Genomic DNA, 17,369 nt, shown 5'->3' with positions numbered 1-17,369 from the left:
AAACGAAGTACATAAATTTTATTCATTTGTTTAGGGGGCTTAATCACACTTTATAGGGTGTATTTCTCTAGTTCAAATTGGTATGAATGCTATAGTTTTTATGAAAGGTTTTACGGTGTTTCTTAATAAAAGCAGATGGTGTTAGTTTAAACTGATTTTGAAATTGTACCCTAAAATATTTAATATCATTTATTCCAACCCTAAATGCTACCTCATTAACGTTTAAATTGGTATTAATTAATAATTCGGCCGCCTTTCTTAACCGGGTAAAACGTACAAAACTGTTGATGGATAAACCCGAGGTCGATTTTATTCTTTTGTACAAATTAGAATGACTCATACTTAATTCTGAGGCTAGTATTTTAACGTTAAAGGTAGGCACCATTAAATTATCCTCAATAATCATTATTGCCCTCTGTAGAAAGCTCTTATCTTCTTGCGAGATTTTATTGCTCTCAGATTTTAAGGTTACTTCATTAAAGAAATACGACTGCAGATTACTTCTGTTTTTTATTATTCCGTTAATTTTTGCAGTAAATAATTCCTTATCAAACGGCTTGCTAATAAAATCGTACGCACCCACTTCAATTCCTTTTAGCTTAAGTTCTGCACTTGGATCGGCTGTTAACAAGATAACTGGAATATGGCTAAGCGTTTGGTCGGCTTTTATTTCTCTACACAATTCGATACCATTTAAACCTTCCATATTTACATCAGAGATAATAATATCAGGCATATTTTCTCGGGCTTGGGCTAGTCCTTCCAATCCGTTAAGGGCTTTGTAGATTTTAAAATGTTGATGAAAAATCTGATGAATATAATCGATAATCTGCTCGTTATCGTCAATTACCAAAATAGAATGCAAGTCTGAAATTAGCAACTCGAGATTAGGAATGGCCTCATTTTCAGTACTTTCGTCGTGGTCGCTAATCAGTTCGTTCACATAATTTAGCTGTTCCTGTTCTTCACTAATGAACATTTGTTCTTCAATAACGTCATTTTTTGGGAGTGTAATTAAAAACGTTGTGCCTTCTTTAGATTTGGAGGTATAAGAGATCTCACCCTTATGCAGTTCAACAAAATTCTTCACCAAATAAAGTCCAATGCCGAAACCAATTTTCATTGAACTTTTATTCATCACCTTGTAAAACTTATCAAATAACTTATCGCCCACTTCTTCAGGTATGCCGGCACCGCTATCGGCCACTTGAATTTGAACGGTATCGTTTGCCAAAAATATACTTAAGGTTACTCTACCGCCCTTTGGGGTAAATTTTAAAGCATTTGAGAGCAGATTAAACAATATGATTTCTAATTTATCACGATCGGCGTGAATAATCATTTCCTCATCATCACATTCGAAGCGATAAGTAACGTTATTATTGTTTGCAAGGTAATTAAAGCATAAAAATATTTCTTTGGCAAATTTAACAAGATTAATTCTAACGAGCTTTAACGGTTCATTCTCGTTTTCTGTTTTCCTAAAGAGCAATAGTTGGTCTACCAAACTTAATAAGCGTCTCGAATTTCGATATACTACATTTAAATCGTTCTTTTCTTGTCCTGATTCTTTGGTGCTTAAAATGTCTTTAATCGGATTTACAATTAGCGTTAGCGGAGTTCTTAACTCGTGAGAAATATTAGTAAAGAAATTTAATTTCTTCTCATTTAATTCCTTTTCACGTTCGATTTTGAGGTTTGCCGTCTCAATTTCTTGTTTTAAACGATCTTGTCTTCTTCTATATTTTAAAAAGGTGATGTAGGCAGTAAATATGATTAAAATATACAAGGCATAGGCCCACCATGTGCGGTACCATGGCGGCAAAATCTCTATTAAGATAATCTTCTCATTTTTTGACCATACGCCTTCCGTATCTGTGCTTTTTAAGTGGAGTTTATATTTACCCTCGTTTAAGCGAGAATAATTGGCTATATTTAGTTTATCGATGTAATTCCAGTCCCGATCCCATCCTTCTAAGTAATAAGCATATTTAATTTGGTCTTGAAAAGAAAATTCTATTGCCGAAAAATTAACTGAAATTACCGCAGAGTTAAATGGTATCGATATTTTTTCTAATCCAACTACAGATAGTTTATGCTGATAGGCGGGGTCTTCATCTACAGGAATGTTATTTATCCTAAAATCGGTAATAACAATTTTTGGCACTCGTTTATTAATTCGGATGCTATCTGGAAAGAACTTGTTGAAGCCATTTATACCACCAAACAACAATTCTCCGTTGCTTAATCGTAAAGCTGCATTGTAATTAAACTGGTTACTTTGCAAACCATCGGTGGCAAAGTAGTTTTTAAATTTAAGGGTTTTGCTATTAAATTTCGAAAGTCCATTATAGGTACTGCACCAAAGATTGCCCTTATTATCTTCTAAAATATTTAGGATAGAATTACTTGGCAAACCATCTGCTTGGATAAACCGTATTAATTTATTGTTCTTTCGATCTATTTTTAACAATCCACCTCCTTCGGTTCCTATCCAAAGTTGATGATACCGATCTTCAATTATTGCTCTTATGGCAATATTAACAGGAATGTATTGGTGCTTTTTATGAATGGGGTCTATTTTGATAAGATGGGTATAATTACCTCCCCAAAGATTTCCTTGATCATCTTGATATAAGGTATGAACATCTTTTAATCCTGCATCGAAAAGTTCGAATTTATCTAAATCAGGGTTATACAGATAAACGGCACCTCCTTTGGTGGTACCTATCCAGAGGCGATTACTACGGTCTTGAAAAATCTTCCACACATTGGGTTCTTCTACTCCCTTTACTATATTAAAACACACATAGTGCTTGAATTTTTTAGACCGTTTATCAAAACGGTCTATCCCTCCGTTAAAGGTGGTTACCCAAATGTTATTTTGATTATCGTTTAAAATACTGGTCACGAAATTGCTCGATAAGCTGCTGGGGTCGGCATACCGATGTACGTAATTTGTATACTTGTTCGAACGAGGATCCCAGATGCTTAACCCCCCTCCATCTGTTCCAATCCAAATGTTTTTATGTTCATCTTCGCAAAAGGATAGAATAAAATTATTAACTAGGGTATTGCTGCGAAAAGGATCACTTTTGATGGTTCTAAATTGCGCTTGCTCTTTGTCGATGATGTTTACGCCACCCCTCAATGTGGCAATCCACTTTCTGGCCTCGCGATCGATATAGATTGCTCCGATAGAATTACTACTTAGCATTCCTTTTTCTCTTGATGACTTTAGAAAACTCGATTTTTTTATAGCTAAATCAACGATGGTGATACCACCTCCATCAGTAGCCACCCAAAGTTTTTTTTGCTGATCGATCGTTAGGCCCATGATGTTGTCGTTACTCAAGGGCACTTCAATTCGATTTGCTTTTCGAGACGACTTATGATAAGAAAACAATCCTTTTTCTGTACCTATTAGCAATTCATCTTTTAATGTATTTAGGATACAGGTTACCGAATTAATTGTTGAATTAGAAAGGGTAAGTATTTTTGTAGTTTCGCTATACCTGCAAAGACCAACATCTTTTACGTAGACCCAAAGATTAGCTTTTTCATCGATGGCTAACCCACGAGCTGTAAAATCTACACTTTTTCCAAATGAAATTCTTTGGGCTACATCCGATCCATAATTAACTACAAATAGTCCTTTTTCGTCTGTTGTAAAATAGACGGTCCCTTTTTCATCCACCGCAATTGAAGTAATTGGTGCGGTAACTTTTGTTTTATTGCCCTTTTCGGTATAAAAAACAGGGTGCATAGTTGAATTCGAATAATCGAAAAAGGAAACCCCTTTCTGTGTTCCAATCCATATTCGATCTTTGTTATCGCCGCTTAAGGCGGTAATGTGATTGTTGATAAGCGAATTTTCATCGTTCCATTTGTTCCTGAAAATCTTAAAGCTGTAACCATCGTAACGGTTAAGCCCGTCGTAGGTACCCATCCAAATAAAACCAAATCGATCCTGATAAAGTGAATTTACGATGTTATTCGACAACCCTGCTTCAACCCCTAAGTATTTAATAGACTTCCCATTTAGTTGCCCAAAACAGGTAGTTAACGAAAGAAAAAAATAAGCAATCGCCAGAAGCGGTTTAAGAAAATAATTCTTTGGCATTGGTTGTATCGACTTGGCAATTTGGTTAACCTAAGATACAAAATAAATAAACGTTACAAAGACATTTTTAAAAAAGGCCTAACACTTTAGCAAACTTTAAAAGTTCGAGAAAGCGTTAGGCCTTTACGCGCTAGTTTAGTTTTTTTTCTTAATTATTATCTTCATCGGCAACGGCTTCTTGCCAGGTTTCCCATCTTTTTATGGAGGCATTATAGCCTGTATACCCTTGGTTTTGCCAAAGTGCCGCTCCACCGTTAGATTGAATTGATCCATTTGGAATAGGCCAATTAATATTATGCGGCGCCATTGTGTACGAACGACCTTTTACCTGAACTTTGTTTTTGTTGTAATAATCGCTGTAGTGTTCTATACGTTGAAACCAATAGCTGTTGGCGGCCAAATTATCAACTGTATAGGTATTACCCCATTCATCAGCTTTACCACTCATGGCGAGGCAGTACGAAACACGGCTTAATTCTGTAAAACGCCATTCTTCCATTAGCAATTCACGAGCACGCTCGTTCATTATATCGCCTATATTTATAGTGGTATACATTTGTGTACATTTTGCACGTTCTCTTATTTTATTTACATCGGCCGTTGCCCCAGCTATATCACCTTTGTAGAATTTCGCTTCGGCACGCAATAAATACGTTTCAGCTAAACGGTAAAGGTATAAATCGCCCGCACCCCCACGGTGGTTAACCTCATTCGGATTTAAGGTTTCTATTGGGTCTTCTATATAATATTTATAGTGCGGCCAAGCAAAATATTGACGGATGGTATCGGCGCATAATAGTGCCCCTGTTGCACTTCTTAAACGAACATTTTGGCCAAAAAATGCACTGGTTGGATCATTGTATTTAAGATCTTCCATCTCCATCCAGTTCCCAACCGTATTATTATGGCGTAAATCGCCTGCATCGGTAATGCCGTTTACGTTCCATAACCCGCGTTGTGCAAAAGAAGTTGGACGAATATGGGCAATACCACGACCAATGGCATGTACATAATCTAAGTTATTACGATAGCTTGAATTTGAAGCTGCCAAGAAACGAACGGCTTGCTTCGCATCTGGTGTAGCCAAACCAACATTATCTAAAAATGGAAGCCAATTACGCATCGAATTCATTTTAATCGCCATATCAGTGCCGTTACGGTTTGGCATAATCATAATGGCTTCAGTATTTGCAGCGATTGATTTATTCTCTGGACGGTGTAGATCCCAAATTACATTACGTGTTATGGGCAAAGTATTTGGATAGGGATTAATAAAATTACCAAAATTGTTCAAGGCCAGTGAATAGCCAGAACTGTTAATCAGAATATCGGCTTGCGCAATTGCTTTGTCATATTGCCCAGTTGCTAAATAACATTTTATTAACAGCTGGCGGCATGCCCCTTTGTTAACTAAACCTTTTAAGGTCATGTCTTTTTGATCAGGAACCCACTGAACTGCCTGTTCCATGTCTTCGGTAATCTTTTTAAGGATAGCTTCGCGTTTAGTACTACGATAATTTACCTTTGGTACCTTTACAATTTTGGTGATTAATGGCACATCTTTAAATTCGAAGCAAAGTGCCAAATAACGCCATGAACGATGAAAAAGCGCCCTGCCTTTGTATTGATTTTTTGTGTTTTCATCGAGCCCTGCTACCCCATCAATAAATGTAAGAATCGTATTCGCGTATTTGATTCCGTTATACGTTTCGCCCCAGAAATAGGTTAAACGATCTGGCATATCGGTAGGTGTTAAACGTGTGGCCATATCGGTAAAAATATTTCCGTCATCTGTTTTCGAAGCTACATTAACCTCCGAAAACATATACTCCGTACTTATCGGCAGACTTAAATCTGTATAAGAAGAGAAAGTCCAATACGACCGTAAGTGTCTATCGGCAATTGCCACAGCCGCATCTAAACCACTTTTAGTAGTAAAGGTTTCTCCAGGTTCGAAAAAAGATAAAGGCTCAGGTTGTAAAAACGACTCCTTACATCCGGTAAAAGTGAGTGAGATACCTGTCCATATTAAGAGAACAGTACCTGCTTTTTTAAATGTTTTGCTATAATTTTGTTTCATCGCTATCTTGATTTAAAAATTTACGTTTAATCCAAAAGTGAATATTTTAGGTGCTAAGCCTCCAGTTTCAATATCCCAATACGTCCACGTCTTATCTTTCTGCCATACAGCAAGATTACGGGCCGTAGCATACACCTTTAGCTTATCTACACCTATTTTACTTGTTAGTTTATTAGGTAAACTGTAGCCTACCGTCACATTTTCTAGGCGGATAAATGAGCGATCGTACAATCTGCCTGGTGCCGATACCCCTGTAACGCCTCTTGCATCTAAACGCGCCACTGTGTTACTAGGATTTTCAAGTGTCCAATATTCTTTTGCGTACACGTTTGCTAGATTTGTAATTAATGATGTGCCATTATCTTGATTTAAATAGGCACCATTTAAACTTTTATGCCCCATATACGAATACATGTTAAATGAGAAATTCAAGTTTTTATAATTAAAATCGTTACGTAGCGACCACATTATTGGCGGATTGGTCTGCCCTAAAAACTCTTTATCATTATTGTCATAAACAGGAGTAATGGTACCATTGGCGTTCACTTTATCGTTAGCGGTATAGTTATTAGCTACTTTTGGATCTCCGGGACGTTGGCCATACTTAAGGGCCTCTGCCGCTTCGTTAGCTTGCCAAATTCCAGTTACACGATAGTTCCAAATGGCTCCGATGGGTTGACCAATGAACCATCCGTTTCCAATATCATCTCTTTCCTTAGTGGAGGTGATATTTCCTTGTGCATCAATTATATTATCGTATACATAATACAAGTGTTTAATGGTATTTTTGTATTTCGAAATATTAAAATTACTGCTCCAAGAGAAATTAGAAGTTTTTATATTCTGCGAATTTATATTTAACTCAATCCCCCTATTCTCTACTTTACCAAGGTTGGTATTAATTGAAGGGAAACCAGTAAAATCGGGCAATGATCTGGTCATAATCATATCTACCGTTGGGGTTATATAATAATCAACATCGGCAGTAATTCTATCGTTAAGAAAACCTAGGTTTAACCCAACGTTAAATGCTTCTGTCTTTTCCCAGCTTAACCCAGGATTGGCCAAACGATCCATCAATAAATATCGGTATTGAATTAAATTACCACTATTATCGATGTATCCCATCGTTGCTCCAGCACCTAGACCAAGGTTTGCAAGTGCAAGATAGGGATCGCCTAATTGCCTGTTTCCATTTTGCCCATATGATACTCTAAATTTACCCGTGCTTAATGGCTTCCATTGTAAAAAACTTTCGTTGGCAAAAGTCCAAGCAAATGCTGCAGAATAAAATGTTGCACGTGGATTAGAAGCTCCGAATGCCGAATATCCATCGCGACGAACGGAAGTGGTAATCATATACTTATCGTTATAAGAATAGAATAAACGAGCTAGCAAACCATCAGCGGTTTCTTTTGTATCGTCTGAATTGTAACTAGTAAAGTTTTTATCGCCAAAAAGCGTTTCGTGATAGCCCAAAGCATCACTTGGCAAAATGTTACGGGCTTGAATTCTATCTTGCCAGTATTGTCTTTTCTCTGCTTCTTGAACCAATGTAATGTTTACACGATGCTTTTGAGCAAAGGTTTTTTCCCAATTCAAGGTGTTATTTAGCGACCAATCGAAACGTTTTGCCTGTTCGCGGTTTACCAAACCATTGGTTCCCTTCCAGTCGGGGTGACTGGCCGATTCCCAATACCGATCGTGGAAGTATTGAAAACGTGGAGAGGCATTAAATGAATAATTAATATCGAAAGGCAATTTAACTTTCGCATTAAAAATAGTATTCAATACCGTATAACCTTTGTCTAAGTCTTTGTAAGGGCGATCAAAATCATAATTCCATCCATAGTTATTTACCATATTATCACCCTGTGGGTGAACCACTAGGTTTCCATTTGAATCTTTATAACTAGCAAAAGGCGAGTTATTTAAGATTTGACGGCCCCAATCTACAGCTAAATCGCCATCGGTACGGTTCTGAAAGTTCACATTAGCACCCAATTCTAACCATTTATTGATTTTTGAATCCAATTTTAAGTTGCCTCGAACAGCTTTGTAATTGTTACCTACCGCAACACCTTGATTATTGAGGTAACCTACCGACATATAGTAATTCATCTGGTCGGTTGCACCAGATGCACTAATGTTATAATCTTGATTAGAACCTGTACGGAAACTATGTTCGTACCAATCAAAGGTTTGACCTGCAAGGTAATTTGTTAGTACTGTACTTTGTAATAGTAAACGTTTAGCCCAAATTTCATTGTCTGTTGTTACTGCTGGATTATTGGTATAGGCTTTCCATTGGGCTAAGGTAATGCCCCATTTTGCTAAATTAGCGTCTGTTGGCTCTTCGTAATACCCAGGTTGCGCTTTAAAGGTCGACTGATATTTTTCGTAATTACCCGTCACCGTGTTTATGCCATATGTGGGTGCAGTATACCAATCTTTGCGGTATTGCATATAACCGGCTGCATCAAAAACTTCTCGTTCGGCTGCACTGTTAACAATACCCAGGTTAGAGGTAAAATTAATTTTTGGTTTACCTCTTTTTCCTTTTTTGGTGGTGATGATAATTACCCCATTTGCAGATTTTGCGCCATATACCGCAGCAGCTGATGCATCTTTCAAAATGTCCATTTGATCAATATCATCAGGGTTGATTTCTGATAACTCTCCATAGAAAATGGTTCCATCTAATATTAATAAAGGATCATTATGTCCCCCTGCACTGTATACAGAACGTATACCACGGATTTGGATAGAACCTCCCCCTTTTGCCGAAGCATCGAAGCCGACACTCACACCCGCAGTACCGCGAAGGATATCTTGTACGGTATTTGGATTTTGATCGGCTAACTTATCTGGACGAATTTGTGTAATGGCACCAGTAAGGTCTTTCTTACGCATGGTACCGTAGCCTATGCCTACGACTTCTACTTGAGAAAGAGCGGTTGAATTAGCTACAAGTTGGATGTTTAAATTGGTTGAACTCCCCACAGCTATGGTTTGTGCATCATAGCCTACATACGATACAACAAGACTTGCGTTGGCCGTTACAGTTATGGAGAACTTTCCATTTGCATCGGTAGTAACACCTCCTTGGGCATTGGCCACTTTTACAGCAGCACCGACGAGTTTTTCTCCCGTTTTCGAATCGGTAACTAGACCAGTAACGGCTTTAGTTTGTGCATATAACCTACTTGTGGATGCAAGAAGCAATGCGATGCCTAAAATAAGGCAACTACTTATGGCTTTTGCCTTTTGATTTTTAAAGATTAAGTAATAGTTGAGCATAGTTAAAATATATTATGTCTGGTTGTGACTAATTAATTTTTTCTGGATGACCCTTTTAAAGCAGGTGATGATTTATCCTAGCTTTATTGTTGGGAACAATCGAATAGTGGCTATAAAATAGCCCTAATGCTAGGGATCGTTAGTGGTAAATTTATACCTCATGGTGTTCGAATTATATTTGGTAGTATAAAGAAAGGGTAAATTTGCCTACCAATAGAGGGGTATTTCGTTATAATGTAGGGGAGAAATTCTTAAAAAAAGGGATAATAGGAATTTTATCAACCTATTGCTTTTAAAATAGGCATGCCTATAACGAAGCTATTCATAACCAAAGCAGCGCAAAGGCTCTTGCCTTTGCGCTGCTTAAGGAATGAAGTAAAGAAGAGACCTTGGTCTTATTTTCAGACGAGGGTAAGATTGTCTTATTTCCCTTGGCCTAGCCAAATTTTGCGAATCGCCAATTGTTTTGGTGTAGGGTTTGAGATTAATTCTAATCGGTTATAATCTATCTTTTTAACAAATTGAACAGGCTGGGTTAAGGTAACTGCTTCTTTAACCCCATCTACATTTTTACGGTTTACAACCATCACAAGTGTATCGCCTGGTTTGGCATTTGCATTAAAATTACCCATTAATTTGGCATAGGTTTCTGTTGTTATTTTATCGCCATTTATACTCACCAGCTCATCACCTACTTTATAACCCATCAATTTCCCAAAATCGTTTAAACGGTTGGTATTGGCTATAAAAATAAAGCCGTCTTGGTTAAGTCCAGGTGAAAACGCACCAACGGTGGCAGCACTAATTTCTGTTTCTGGAGTATGTTTTACACCTGCATAGCCAAAAAACTGATCGTAAGGAATCGGCGTTCCACCTTCCACATATTTGGTAAAGAAAGTGCGAATTTCGGGAAAGGTCATTTTTGCAATCACATCAAAAAGCTCATCGTCGTTAAAGTACTTATCCTTACCATATTTAGCACCCAAATCGTGCTTTAAATTTGCCAAACCATATTTACCGGCAGATAATTCTAAAAGATATAAATCGAGCGAAGCAGAAATAAGTGCGCCTTTCTCGTAAACATTTCCGTACTGTTCTTTCCATTTACCTGCACTTTCCTTACTTAATTCGGTAAAACTTAAGGTATCGATCATACCCATTCTCGAATTGGTTATTTTATCGCTTAGTTTTTTCAGGAACTGCGCAGTGGTATTAATGCCGTACTGTACCTGAACATGATGTGCATCGTACTCCGTACTGCCTTCATACAGCCATAAGTGTTTAGAAAGTACAGGATTATTAAAATCAAATTTCTTTACTTCTTTCGAACTAATGGTTAAAGGCGTTACAATGTGAAAAAATTCGTGTGCCGACATATCTACCCAACTTCCGATGGCCTGTTCTTGTGGAGCTTCGTTTAAGCTATAGAACGATGAATACGAGTGTTCCCATGCTCCAGAAATTCCGAAAGGCTTTTGCTCTCCGTTAAAATAATAGATAAAGGCATATTTGTTAACCGGTAATGAACCACCTAAATATTGGTTGGTAGCCAACAAAATCTCCTTTAAATGTTGAGCTATAAAAGCCGATTTAGCCAATTTATTTGGTGAATAAACCGACACTAATACTTGAGTATTCCCTACTTTTACAGAGGTAGTATCGGGCAAACTGAACATAATCGGCGAATCGTACAAATGATCGGCATTAGCGCAAAGATAAGTATCGGCAGTGGCCGATGTTTTAATCGGAACTAAACCTGTTGAGCCATAAAAACCTGTGGGTTTAGTGATATTTAACTGAAAAGGTAAGTCTTTTAATTTATCGAGGTAGCCAAAAATGCCACACGTATTAAATACAAAGTTCTTTCCCGCTTCGAAATTGGTACCAGCCATGGGGTAAACCATACCTTTAATTTCAGTGTCCCAAGTATCTTCTACTTCGTACACAATTTTAGTTAAGGTTTTTGCATTGGTAATATCCCAACTGTTATCGCTCGTTCTTTTTACAGCTAGTTCTTTACCTGTTTTGTTTAAGGCTTTAAAATTATGCACAAACCGTCCATAATCGCTATACATGTAGGTACCAGGAACAATTTTAGGTAAATAGAACGTAGTGGTAGCGGTATTTATCTTGGGTGTTTGCAAGGTAATGGTTAAGCGGTCGTCTTTAACAGCAGTGAGGTTTACGCTATACTTATAACTGGTTTGAGCAATTGTACTGAATGCGCTTGCAACAAGGATTACAGAACAGATAATTATTTTTTTTAGAGCTGAGGCCATGGTTTTGAATTTATGAGCTAAAATTAGGAGATTTTTCGAGAAATTTCAGCGTATATTTAGTTATGAAATTAAAAAACGTAATTTTTGCGCTCTTATTTTGTATAAGTATCCAACAAACCTCGTTTGCACAAAAAACCATTCTTTCAAAACCTGCCACATTAAATCATATTGCTTATTATGTGGCCGATTTAAAAATAGCATCTGATTTTTACCATCATTTTTTTGATCTCAAAGAAATAGCTAACCCATTTAATGATGGAAAGCATACTTGGTTTCGTTTAAGTAAGCGTTCTGCACTGCATATTATCGCTGGAGCGAAAACCAAAGGTAATTATTTTATTGAAGAGCATGTATGCTTCAGCGTACCGGATATTGAAGAATTTATTAAAAAATTGAAGAATAAAAATATTTCTTACATGAGCTTTAACAAAGTTAAAAATGAAGTTACACAAAGGGCAGATGGGGTTCACCAAATTTATCTTCAAGATCCAGACGGGCATTGGCTAGAAGTAAATGATGCGAAGCGGTAGATCATATTCATAAAATCTTTGCATTTACAATGTTGATAACATCATTTCCATTGCCACCACAATAGCGCTAATTTTGTGCTAATGAAGTTAGACTCCCTGCACCATCTGATTATCGATTGTATTGAAAAAACCAACAAACCAATCTTCTTAACAGGCAAAGCAGGAACCGGAAAAACTACCTTTCTGCATTATATCCGTTCTACTACAAAAAAAAACTTAGCGGTTGTAGCACCCACAGCTGTAGCGGCAATTAATGCGGGTGGATTAACCATTCATTCATTTTTTCAGGTACCTTTTGGGCCCATACTGCCAGTCTCGCCTACACATGCCTTCATCGAATTTTCTGGCAAAAGTTTCGGAACAGAGAAAGCCAAACTTATTAAATGCCTCGATTTATTAATTATCGACGAAATTAGTATGGTAAGAGCAGATGTAATCGACTACATCGACAGGGTGCTTCGATTTGTAAAAGGAAGTTCAAGACCGTTTGGAGGAGTACAATTATTAATGATTGGCGACCTATACCAACTACCACCAGTTTTTCAGAACGACTGGCACCTACTTGCCAAATTTTATAAAGGGCCGTATTTCTTCGATAGCTTAATTTTTAGGGAATATCCCTTACTTACATTCGAACTTACAACCGTGCACAGGCAAAGCGACCCTATCTTTATTGAATTATTAAATGAAATAAGGAACGGAGCCATTAGCGAGCCTTTGCTAAGCAAATTAAATGAACAGTATAAAAACGCCCAAGATCTTGCCGACTATGTAACCTTAACTACCCATAATCCACTAGTTAAAAAGATCAACGAAGAAAGGTTAGCGCAGTTGGGAGGAGAAAGCCATACCTTTAAAGCTAAGGTAACCGACGATTTTCCAAAAGAAGCCTATCCTACTGATGAAGAATTGATTTTAAAAGTCGGTGCCATGGTGATGTTTATCAAGAACGATAGTTCGGGAAAGCAACAGTTCTATAATGGTAGAACGGCTAAAGTAGTTAGCATTAGTGGCAATAGCATTAAGGTTACTTTTAACGATGATGGTACCGCATTCGAAGCCCTTTTAGAAACTTGGGATAACACCAAATACACCTTATCAGAAACTGACCAAAAAATTATTCAGACATCTGCCGGATCATTTACCCAATTCCCTTTAAGGCTAGCATGGGCAATTACCATTCATAAAAGCCAAGGCCTTACCTTCGATAAGGCAGTAATTGATGTGGGTGCTGCTTTTGCCCATGGGCAAACCTATGTAGCCCTGAGCCGATGCCGGAACTTGGAAGGAATGATTTTAAAGGAAAAGGTAGATGTGAAAAATATCATCACCGACCCATCGGTTACCAACTTTATGAAAAAGGCTCAGCAACAGGTACCGAGCCAAAAAACCATAGCCCATTCATTAGCAAATAAAGAGATCGAATCGCTGATCGAATGTTTCGAATTTACATCTATTAGGGCTGCTTGGGCACATCTACAGGTAATCATTATACAACTCTTTCCAAATGAAAAGCTAATAATAGAAATAGTTGCTGCCACCCAAGATCTTCTGAACATAAAAATCGATGCTATTGCCCAGCAATTTATTCGTAAAGAGCTAAAACCAATTAACGAAACAACGTTACTGAAAAGTATGAACAATAGGCTCGGAAAAGCATCTGGATACTTCGTGCCTCAACTTATCACATTGAAAGAAAACATTCTCAACCTGCATCAACTTTGCATTAATTCTCCTTTCGAACCTGATTATTTTCCAACCTTGAATTTTTTACTCGAACAGGTGGAGGCAAAAATAGCCGTCTTTAACCGATTGCCAACACTTGAAAACACGAACCAGATTCAAGCTATCCTTAAAAACATTGCTACAAGCTACAAACAAGTAGACAGCTGGAAAGTAAAGCCCATTAAAGAAGAAATGGTAATCGAAAATCCTATACTTTATGCAAAACTTATCAAATGGCGACAGCAAACGGCCGAAAATAAAAAGGTATTAAGCTATCATATTCTTTCAGATATGGCAATTGCCGATATTTCTGCAAGGTTACCACGATCACTTAGCCAACTGGCGAAGATTAAAAATATTGGAGATGGGAAGACCATGCAACATGGTGACGAAATTCTTAAATTGATAAGAGCCTATTTAGGCGAGGGGGATTTATTCGGGTAGGTTTTTAAAGAACTCAAGCAGACAAGCCAAGTTCGAAATAAAAAGTAGACCCACTACCTAACTGACTTTCTACCCAAATTCTTCCGTTGTGGCGCCGAATAATCTCTGCGCTGAGGTATAATCCAATCCCAAATCCAGATATATTAATATTTTCTTGCACTCGATAATAGCGTTCGAAAATATTTTCTAGATCGGCAGCCTTAATTCCCATGCCTTTGTCGCTTATGCTAACTTTTGCAATCTCGCCAGCACCTATAACTTCGCAGGTTACATGAATTGCAGAACCAGATGGAGAGTATTTAACTGCATTGCTAAGTAAATTAGATAAAACACTCCCGATTTTATCCTTATCTGCAATCAACTTTACCTCACAATGGCCGTCATAGGTAATAGGATGCGAAGATTCTAAATTCCTCATTTCTTCTACCGTTTCAGAAATCAATTCGTGTAAATCGAAACTGGTTTTGTCTAGCACAATCTTACCCGATTCTAATCGAGAGATGGTAAGGAAACCATTTATCATGCTCCCCATTTTTTTCACTTGTTTTAATGCTTTATCTATTGAATTTAAAAAGAACTCATCATCGGCCTTTAATGCCTTGCGTTCCATAAGTTGCAAATAACCATTCAGAGAAGTTAATGGCGTTTTAAGTTCGTGGCTTACCATTCCAATAAAATCGTTCTTGCGCATCTCATCTACCTTACGTTCGGTAATCTCGTGTAACACACCAGTAAAATAGCTTTCACCGTTGTTTTGCTGCTGAACCGTACCAATGCCTCTCAACCAGCGAATCTTTCCATCTCGAAAGCCTACAACTGGGTATTCCATATCAAACCGAACGCCTTTCGTAATCGAAGCTTCTATTGCATCGCCTACCGTTTGCCGGTAATCTTTATGAATTTGGCCAATAGCTACTTCATGCGGCACTTCATCGTCTGGCAAAAAGCCAAAAAATTCTTTTAATTTAGGCGATGCCATAAAAATCCTATCCTTTACACTAATAGAATACGAACCCAATTCGGCCGCATCGATTGCCATTCGCAACGATTCTTCTGCTCGTTCTACTTTTTTGGTGGCTATGTACGATTCGGTAATCTCCATCACCACGCCAGTAAAAGCCGAAAACTCTCCAAAAGGATCTTGTTTTAGATTTCCTACTGCCCTTACCCAGCGCAACACCTGATCATGAAATCCTATAATCGAATAGGTTAAATCGTAGTTTCCGCCAGCAGTGATTGCATTCTCTAGCTTCTGGGTTACATGGTCTCTAAAATCAGGTGTAATTTGTGCAATTGCATCACCAATAGTAATATCATCTGAAGGATAAAAACCAAAAATCTCTTTTAGGCGGTTGGAGGTAATAAATTCTCTAGTTTCTGAGTGAATTCGCCATGTTCCAAAATTGGCCGCCTCAATGGCAAGTCTTAACGCAATTTCTGCTTCCTCAATTTTATGGCGCGAAATAACAACTTCGGTAACATCGGTAGCGGTTACGAGTATACTATCTACCTCTCCTTCTTCGTTAAGCATTGGCTGGTAAACAAAGTTGATGTAAAGTTGCCTACCTTCCAAAGTAGTGGTAGCTTCATTTCCTATATAGGGCACACCCGTGGTAAATACTTCATCGAGCAATTGCAGGAAAGGTTGTCCTATTAATTCGGGCAATGCTTCAATTAAGGGTTTACCAATTACATTTGCTTTCTTTCCCCAGATCTCCAAAATTTTCTGATTAGCGGTATCGATAATCATTCCTCTCCCAGTTAACAAAGCGATAGCTACAGGCGCATTAGAAATCAGATAGCGCAACTTCGTTTCGCTCAGAATTAATTTTTCGAGCGCATTGTCTAGTAAGCCCTTCGCTGCCAGCATTTCTTCGTTTGTGGCTGTAAGTTCTTCATTTGTAGCAGCAGCTTCCTCATTTAGTGCAGCAAGCTCGTCAGAAAGTCGTAGCTTTTCGAGTTCTTCCGATTTTCGATCCGTTACGTCGCGCGTTATGCCTGCAATGGCTACCACATCACCATTTGAGTTTATTACTGGATTTAGAATATAATCGTATACCCTTTTACCAAGTATAGCATGGGGAAAGCCAACCTCTCCCCGTACAGATTTTTTTGTGATTACGATTTGGTCTATTTCCCGTTCGTGCATTTCTGCATGCCATGGTTCATATCCATTTTCGAGCAAGTTATTTCCTATGGCACTATCCCAATCTTTGCCCCACATATCGAGTAAAGCTTGATTAGCGTAAGTAAACCGATAATCGAGTCCGAATACATAAACCAAGTCGGGAGTGCTCGATGTAATGGCTTCGTACATCCGTTTTTGATGCTCAGCTTCTTCCTTGGCTACTTTTAAATCCTGTTCGGTCTGTTTACGAAGACTTATATCGCTTGCTGTGCCAAACCATTCTACAATTTCTCCCTTTTCGTTAAGGATTGGAACGGCTCTAGAAAACGTCCAACCCGTGCTACCATCCTCCCGAACCACTCTATGCTCGAGCTCGAAAATACGCTTGGTAGCAATAGCTCGCTCAATGGTTTGGTTAACCATTTCCATGTCTAAAGGATGGACATTTTTTTCTCTCCAGCCAGTAGTTGGCTCAAATGTACTTGATAGAAAACCTCTACCATCTAATTCATGCATAATTTCCCAATCGGGACTCATGCTGTAAATCACATCAGATGTGGCATTTACAAGTGCACTGAAACGTTCTTGACTAGCTGATAGTTCACTCATCGGTTAAAATATAATGCGCTATTTTTCAATTAGAAATAACAACAAGAGTGGCCAGGAAAAGTTCAAAAAAAATTTAGTTTTTAAAACATCTTTTCTTTAATTTAGTACGTTTATATATAATAAATACATAAATTAATACATAAACATACTA

General features: G+C 37.8%; 7 protein-coding genes. 2 read left to right on the top strand and 5 right to left on the bottom strand.

Annotation, left to right across the window (positions count from 1 at the left end; translation table 11 throughout):
- Nucleotides 1–67: 67 nt before the first annotated feature.
- From WG904_RS14645 to WG904_RS14630, 4 genes are all read right to left on the bottom strand, one after another.
- Nucleotides 68–4,123, bottom strand: coding sequence for a hybrid sensor histidine kinase/response regulator transcription factor (locus WG904_RS14645; RefSeq protein WP_339580081.1), 4,056 nt, complete (start codon nucleotides 4,121–4,123; stop codon nucleotides 68–70).
- Nucleotides 4,124–4,271: 148 nt separating this feature from the next.
- Nucleotides 4,272–6,203, bottom strand: coding sequence for a RagB/SusD family nutrient uptake outer membrane protein (locus WG904_RS14640; RefSeq protein ID WP_339580080.1), 1,932 nt, complete (start codon nucleotides 6,201–6,203; stop codon nucleotides 4,272–4,274).
- Nucleotides 6,204–6,215: 12 nt separating this feature from the next.
- A complete protein-coding gene (locus WG904_RS14635) occupies nucleotides 6,216–9,503 on the bottom strand; it encodes a SusC/RagA family TonB-linked outer membrane protein (protein WP_339580079.1) in 3,288 nt (1,095 codons plus the stop codon).
- A gap of 422 nt (nucleotides 9,504–9,925) precedes the next feature.
- Nucleotides 9,926–11,782 (bottom strand): M61 family metallopeptidase, encoded by a 1,857-nt coding sequence (locus WG904_RS14630; RefSeq protein WP_339580078.1) that lies wholly within the window; start codon nucleotides 11,780–11,782, stop codon nucleotides 9,926–9,928.
- A gap of 62 nt (nucleotides 11,783–11,844) precedes the next feature.
- Between WG904_RS14630 and WG904_RS14625 the strand changes: the two genes are divergently transcribed.
- Nucleotides 11,845–12,312 carry a VOC family protein gene (locus WG904_RS14625; protein ID WP_339580077.1) on the top strand — a complete coding sequence of 156 codons (468 nt, stop codon included), beginning with the start codon at nucleotides 11,845–11,847 and terminating at the stop codon, nucleotides 12,310–12,312.
- 81 nt (nucleotides 12,313–12,393) lie between these two features.
- Nucleotides 12,394–14,481, top strand: a complete 2,088-nt coding sequence (locus WG904_RS14620; protein ID WP_339580076.1) for an HRDC domain-containing protein — start codon at nucleotides 12,394–12,396, stop codon at nucleotides 14,479–14,481.
- 13 nt (nucleotides 14,482–14,494) lie between these two features.
- Here WG904_RS14620 and WG904_RS14615 read toward each other — a convergent pair whose 3' ends face one another.
- A complete protein-coding gene (locus tag WG904_RS14615; protein ID WP_339580075.1) occupies nucleotides 14,495–17,218 on the bottom strand; it encodes a PAS domain-containing sensor histidine kinase in 2,724 nt (907 codons plus the stop codon).
- Nucleotides 17,219–17,369 lie beyond the last annotated feature (151 nt).

This window comes from Pedobacter anseongensis (assembly GCF_037482965.1).
Classification (GTDB): domain Bacteria; phylum Bacteroidota; class Bacteroidia; order Sphingobacteriales; family Sphingobacteriaceae; genus Pedobacter; species Pedobacter anseongensis.
The sequence above is the reverse complement of the archived record's forward strand: the minus strand, read 5'-3'. Positions and strand labels throughout refer to the sequence as shown.

What these genes read in the sequence shown, in the direction of transcription:
- WG904_RS14635 (WP_339580079.1), bottom strand. Translation starts at nt 9,503, where the DNA reads ATGCTCAACTATTACTTAATCTTTAAAAATCAAAAGGCAAAAGCCATA.
- WG904_RS14625 (WP_339580077.1), top strand. Translation starts at nt 11,845, where the DNA reads ATGAAATTAAAAAACGTAATTTTTGCGCTCTTATTTTGTATAAGTATC.
- WG904_RS14615 (WP_339580075.1), bottom strand. Translation starts at nt 17,218, where the DNA reads ATGAGTGAACTATCAGCTAGTCAAGAACGTTTCAGTGCACTTGTAAAT.
- WG904_RS14640 (WP_339580080.1), bottom strand. Translation starts at nt 6,203, where the DNA reads ATGAAACAAAATTATAGCAAAACATTTAAAAAAGCAGGTACTGTTCTC.
- WG904_RS14630 (WP_339580078.1), bottom strand. Translation starts at nt 11,782, where the DNA reads ATGGCCTCAGCTCTAAAAAAAATAATTATCTGTTCTGTAATCCTTGTT.
- WG904_RS14620 (WP_339580076.1), top strand. Translation starts at nt 12,394, where the DNA reads ATGAAGTTAGACTCCCTGCACCATCTGATTATCGATTGTATTGAAAAA.
- WG904_RS14645 (WP_339580081.1), bottom strand. Translation starts at nt 4,123, where the DNA reads ATGCCAAAGAATTATTTTCTTAAACCGCTTCTGGCGATTGCTTATTTT.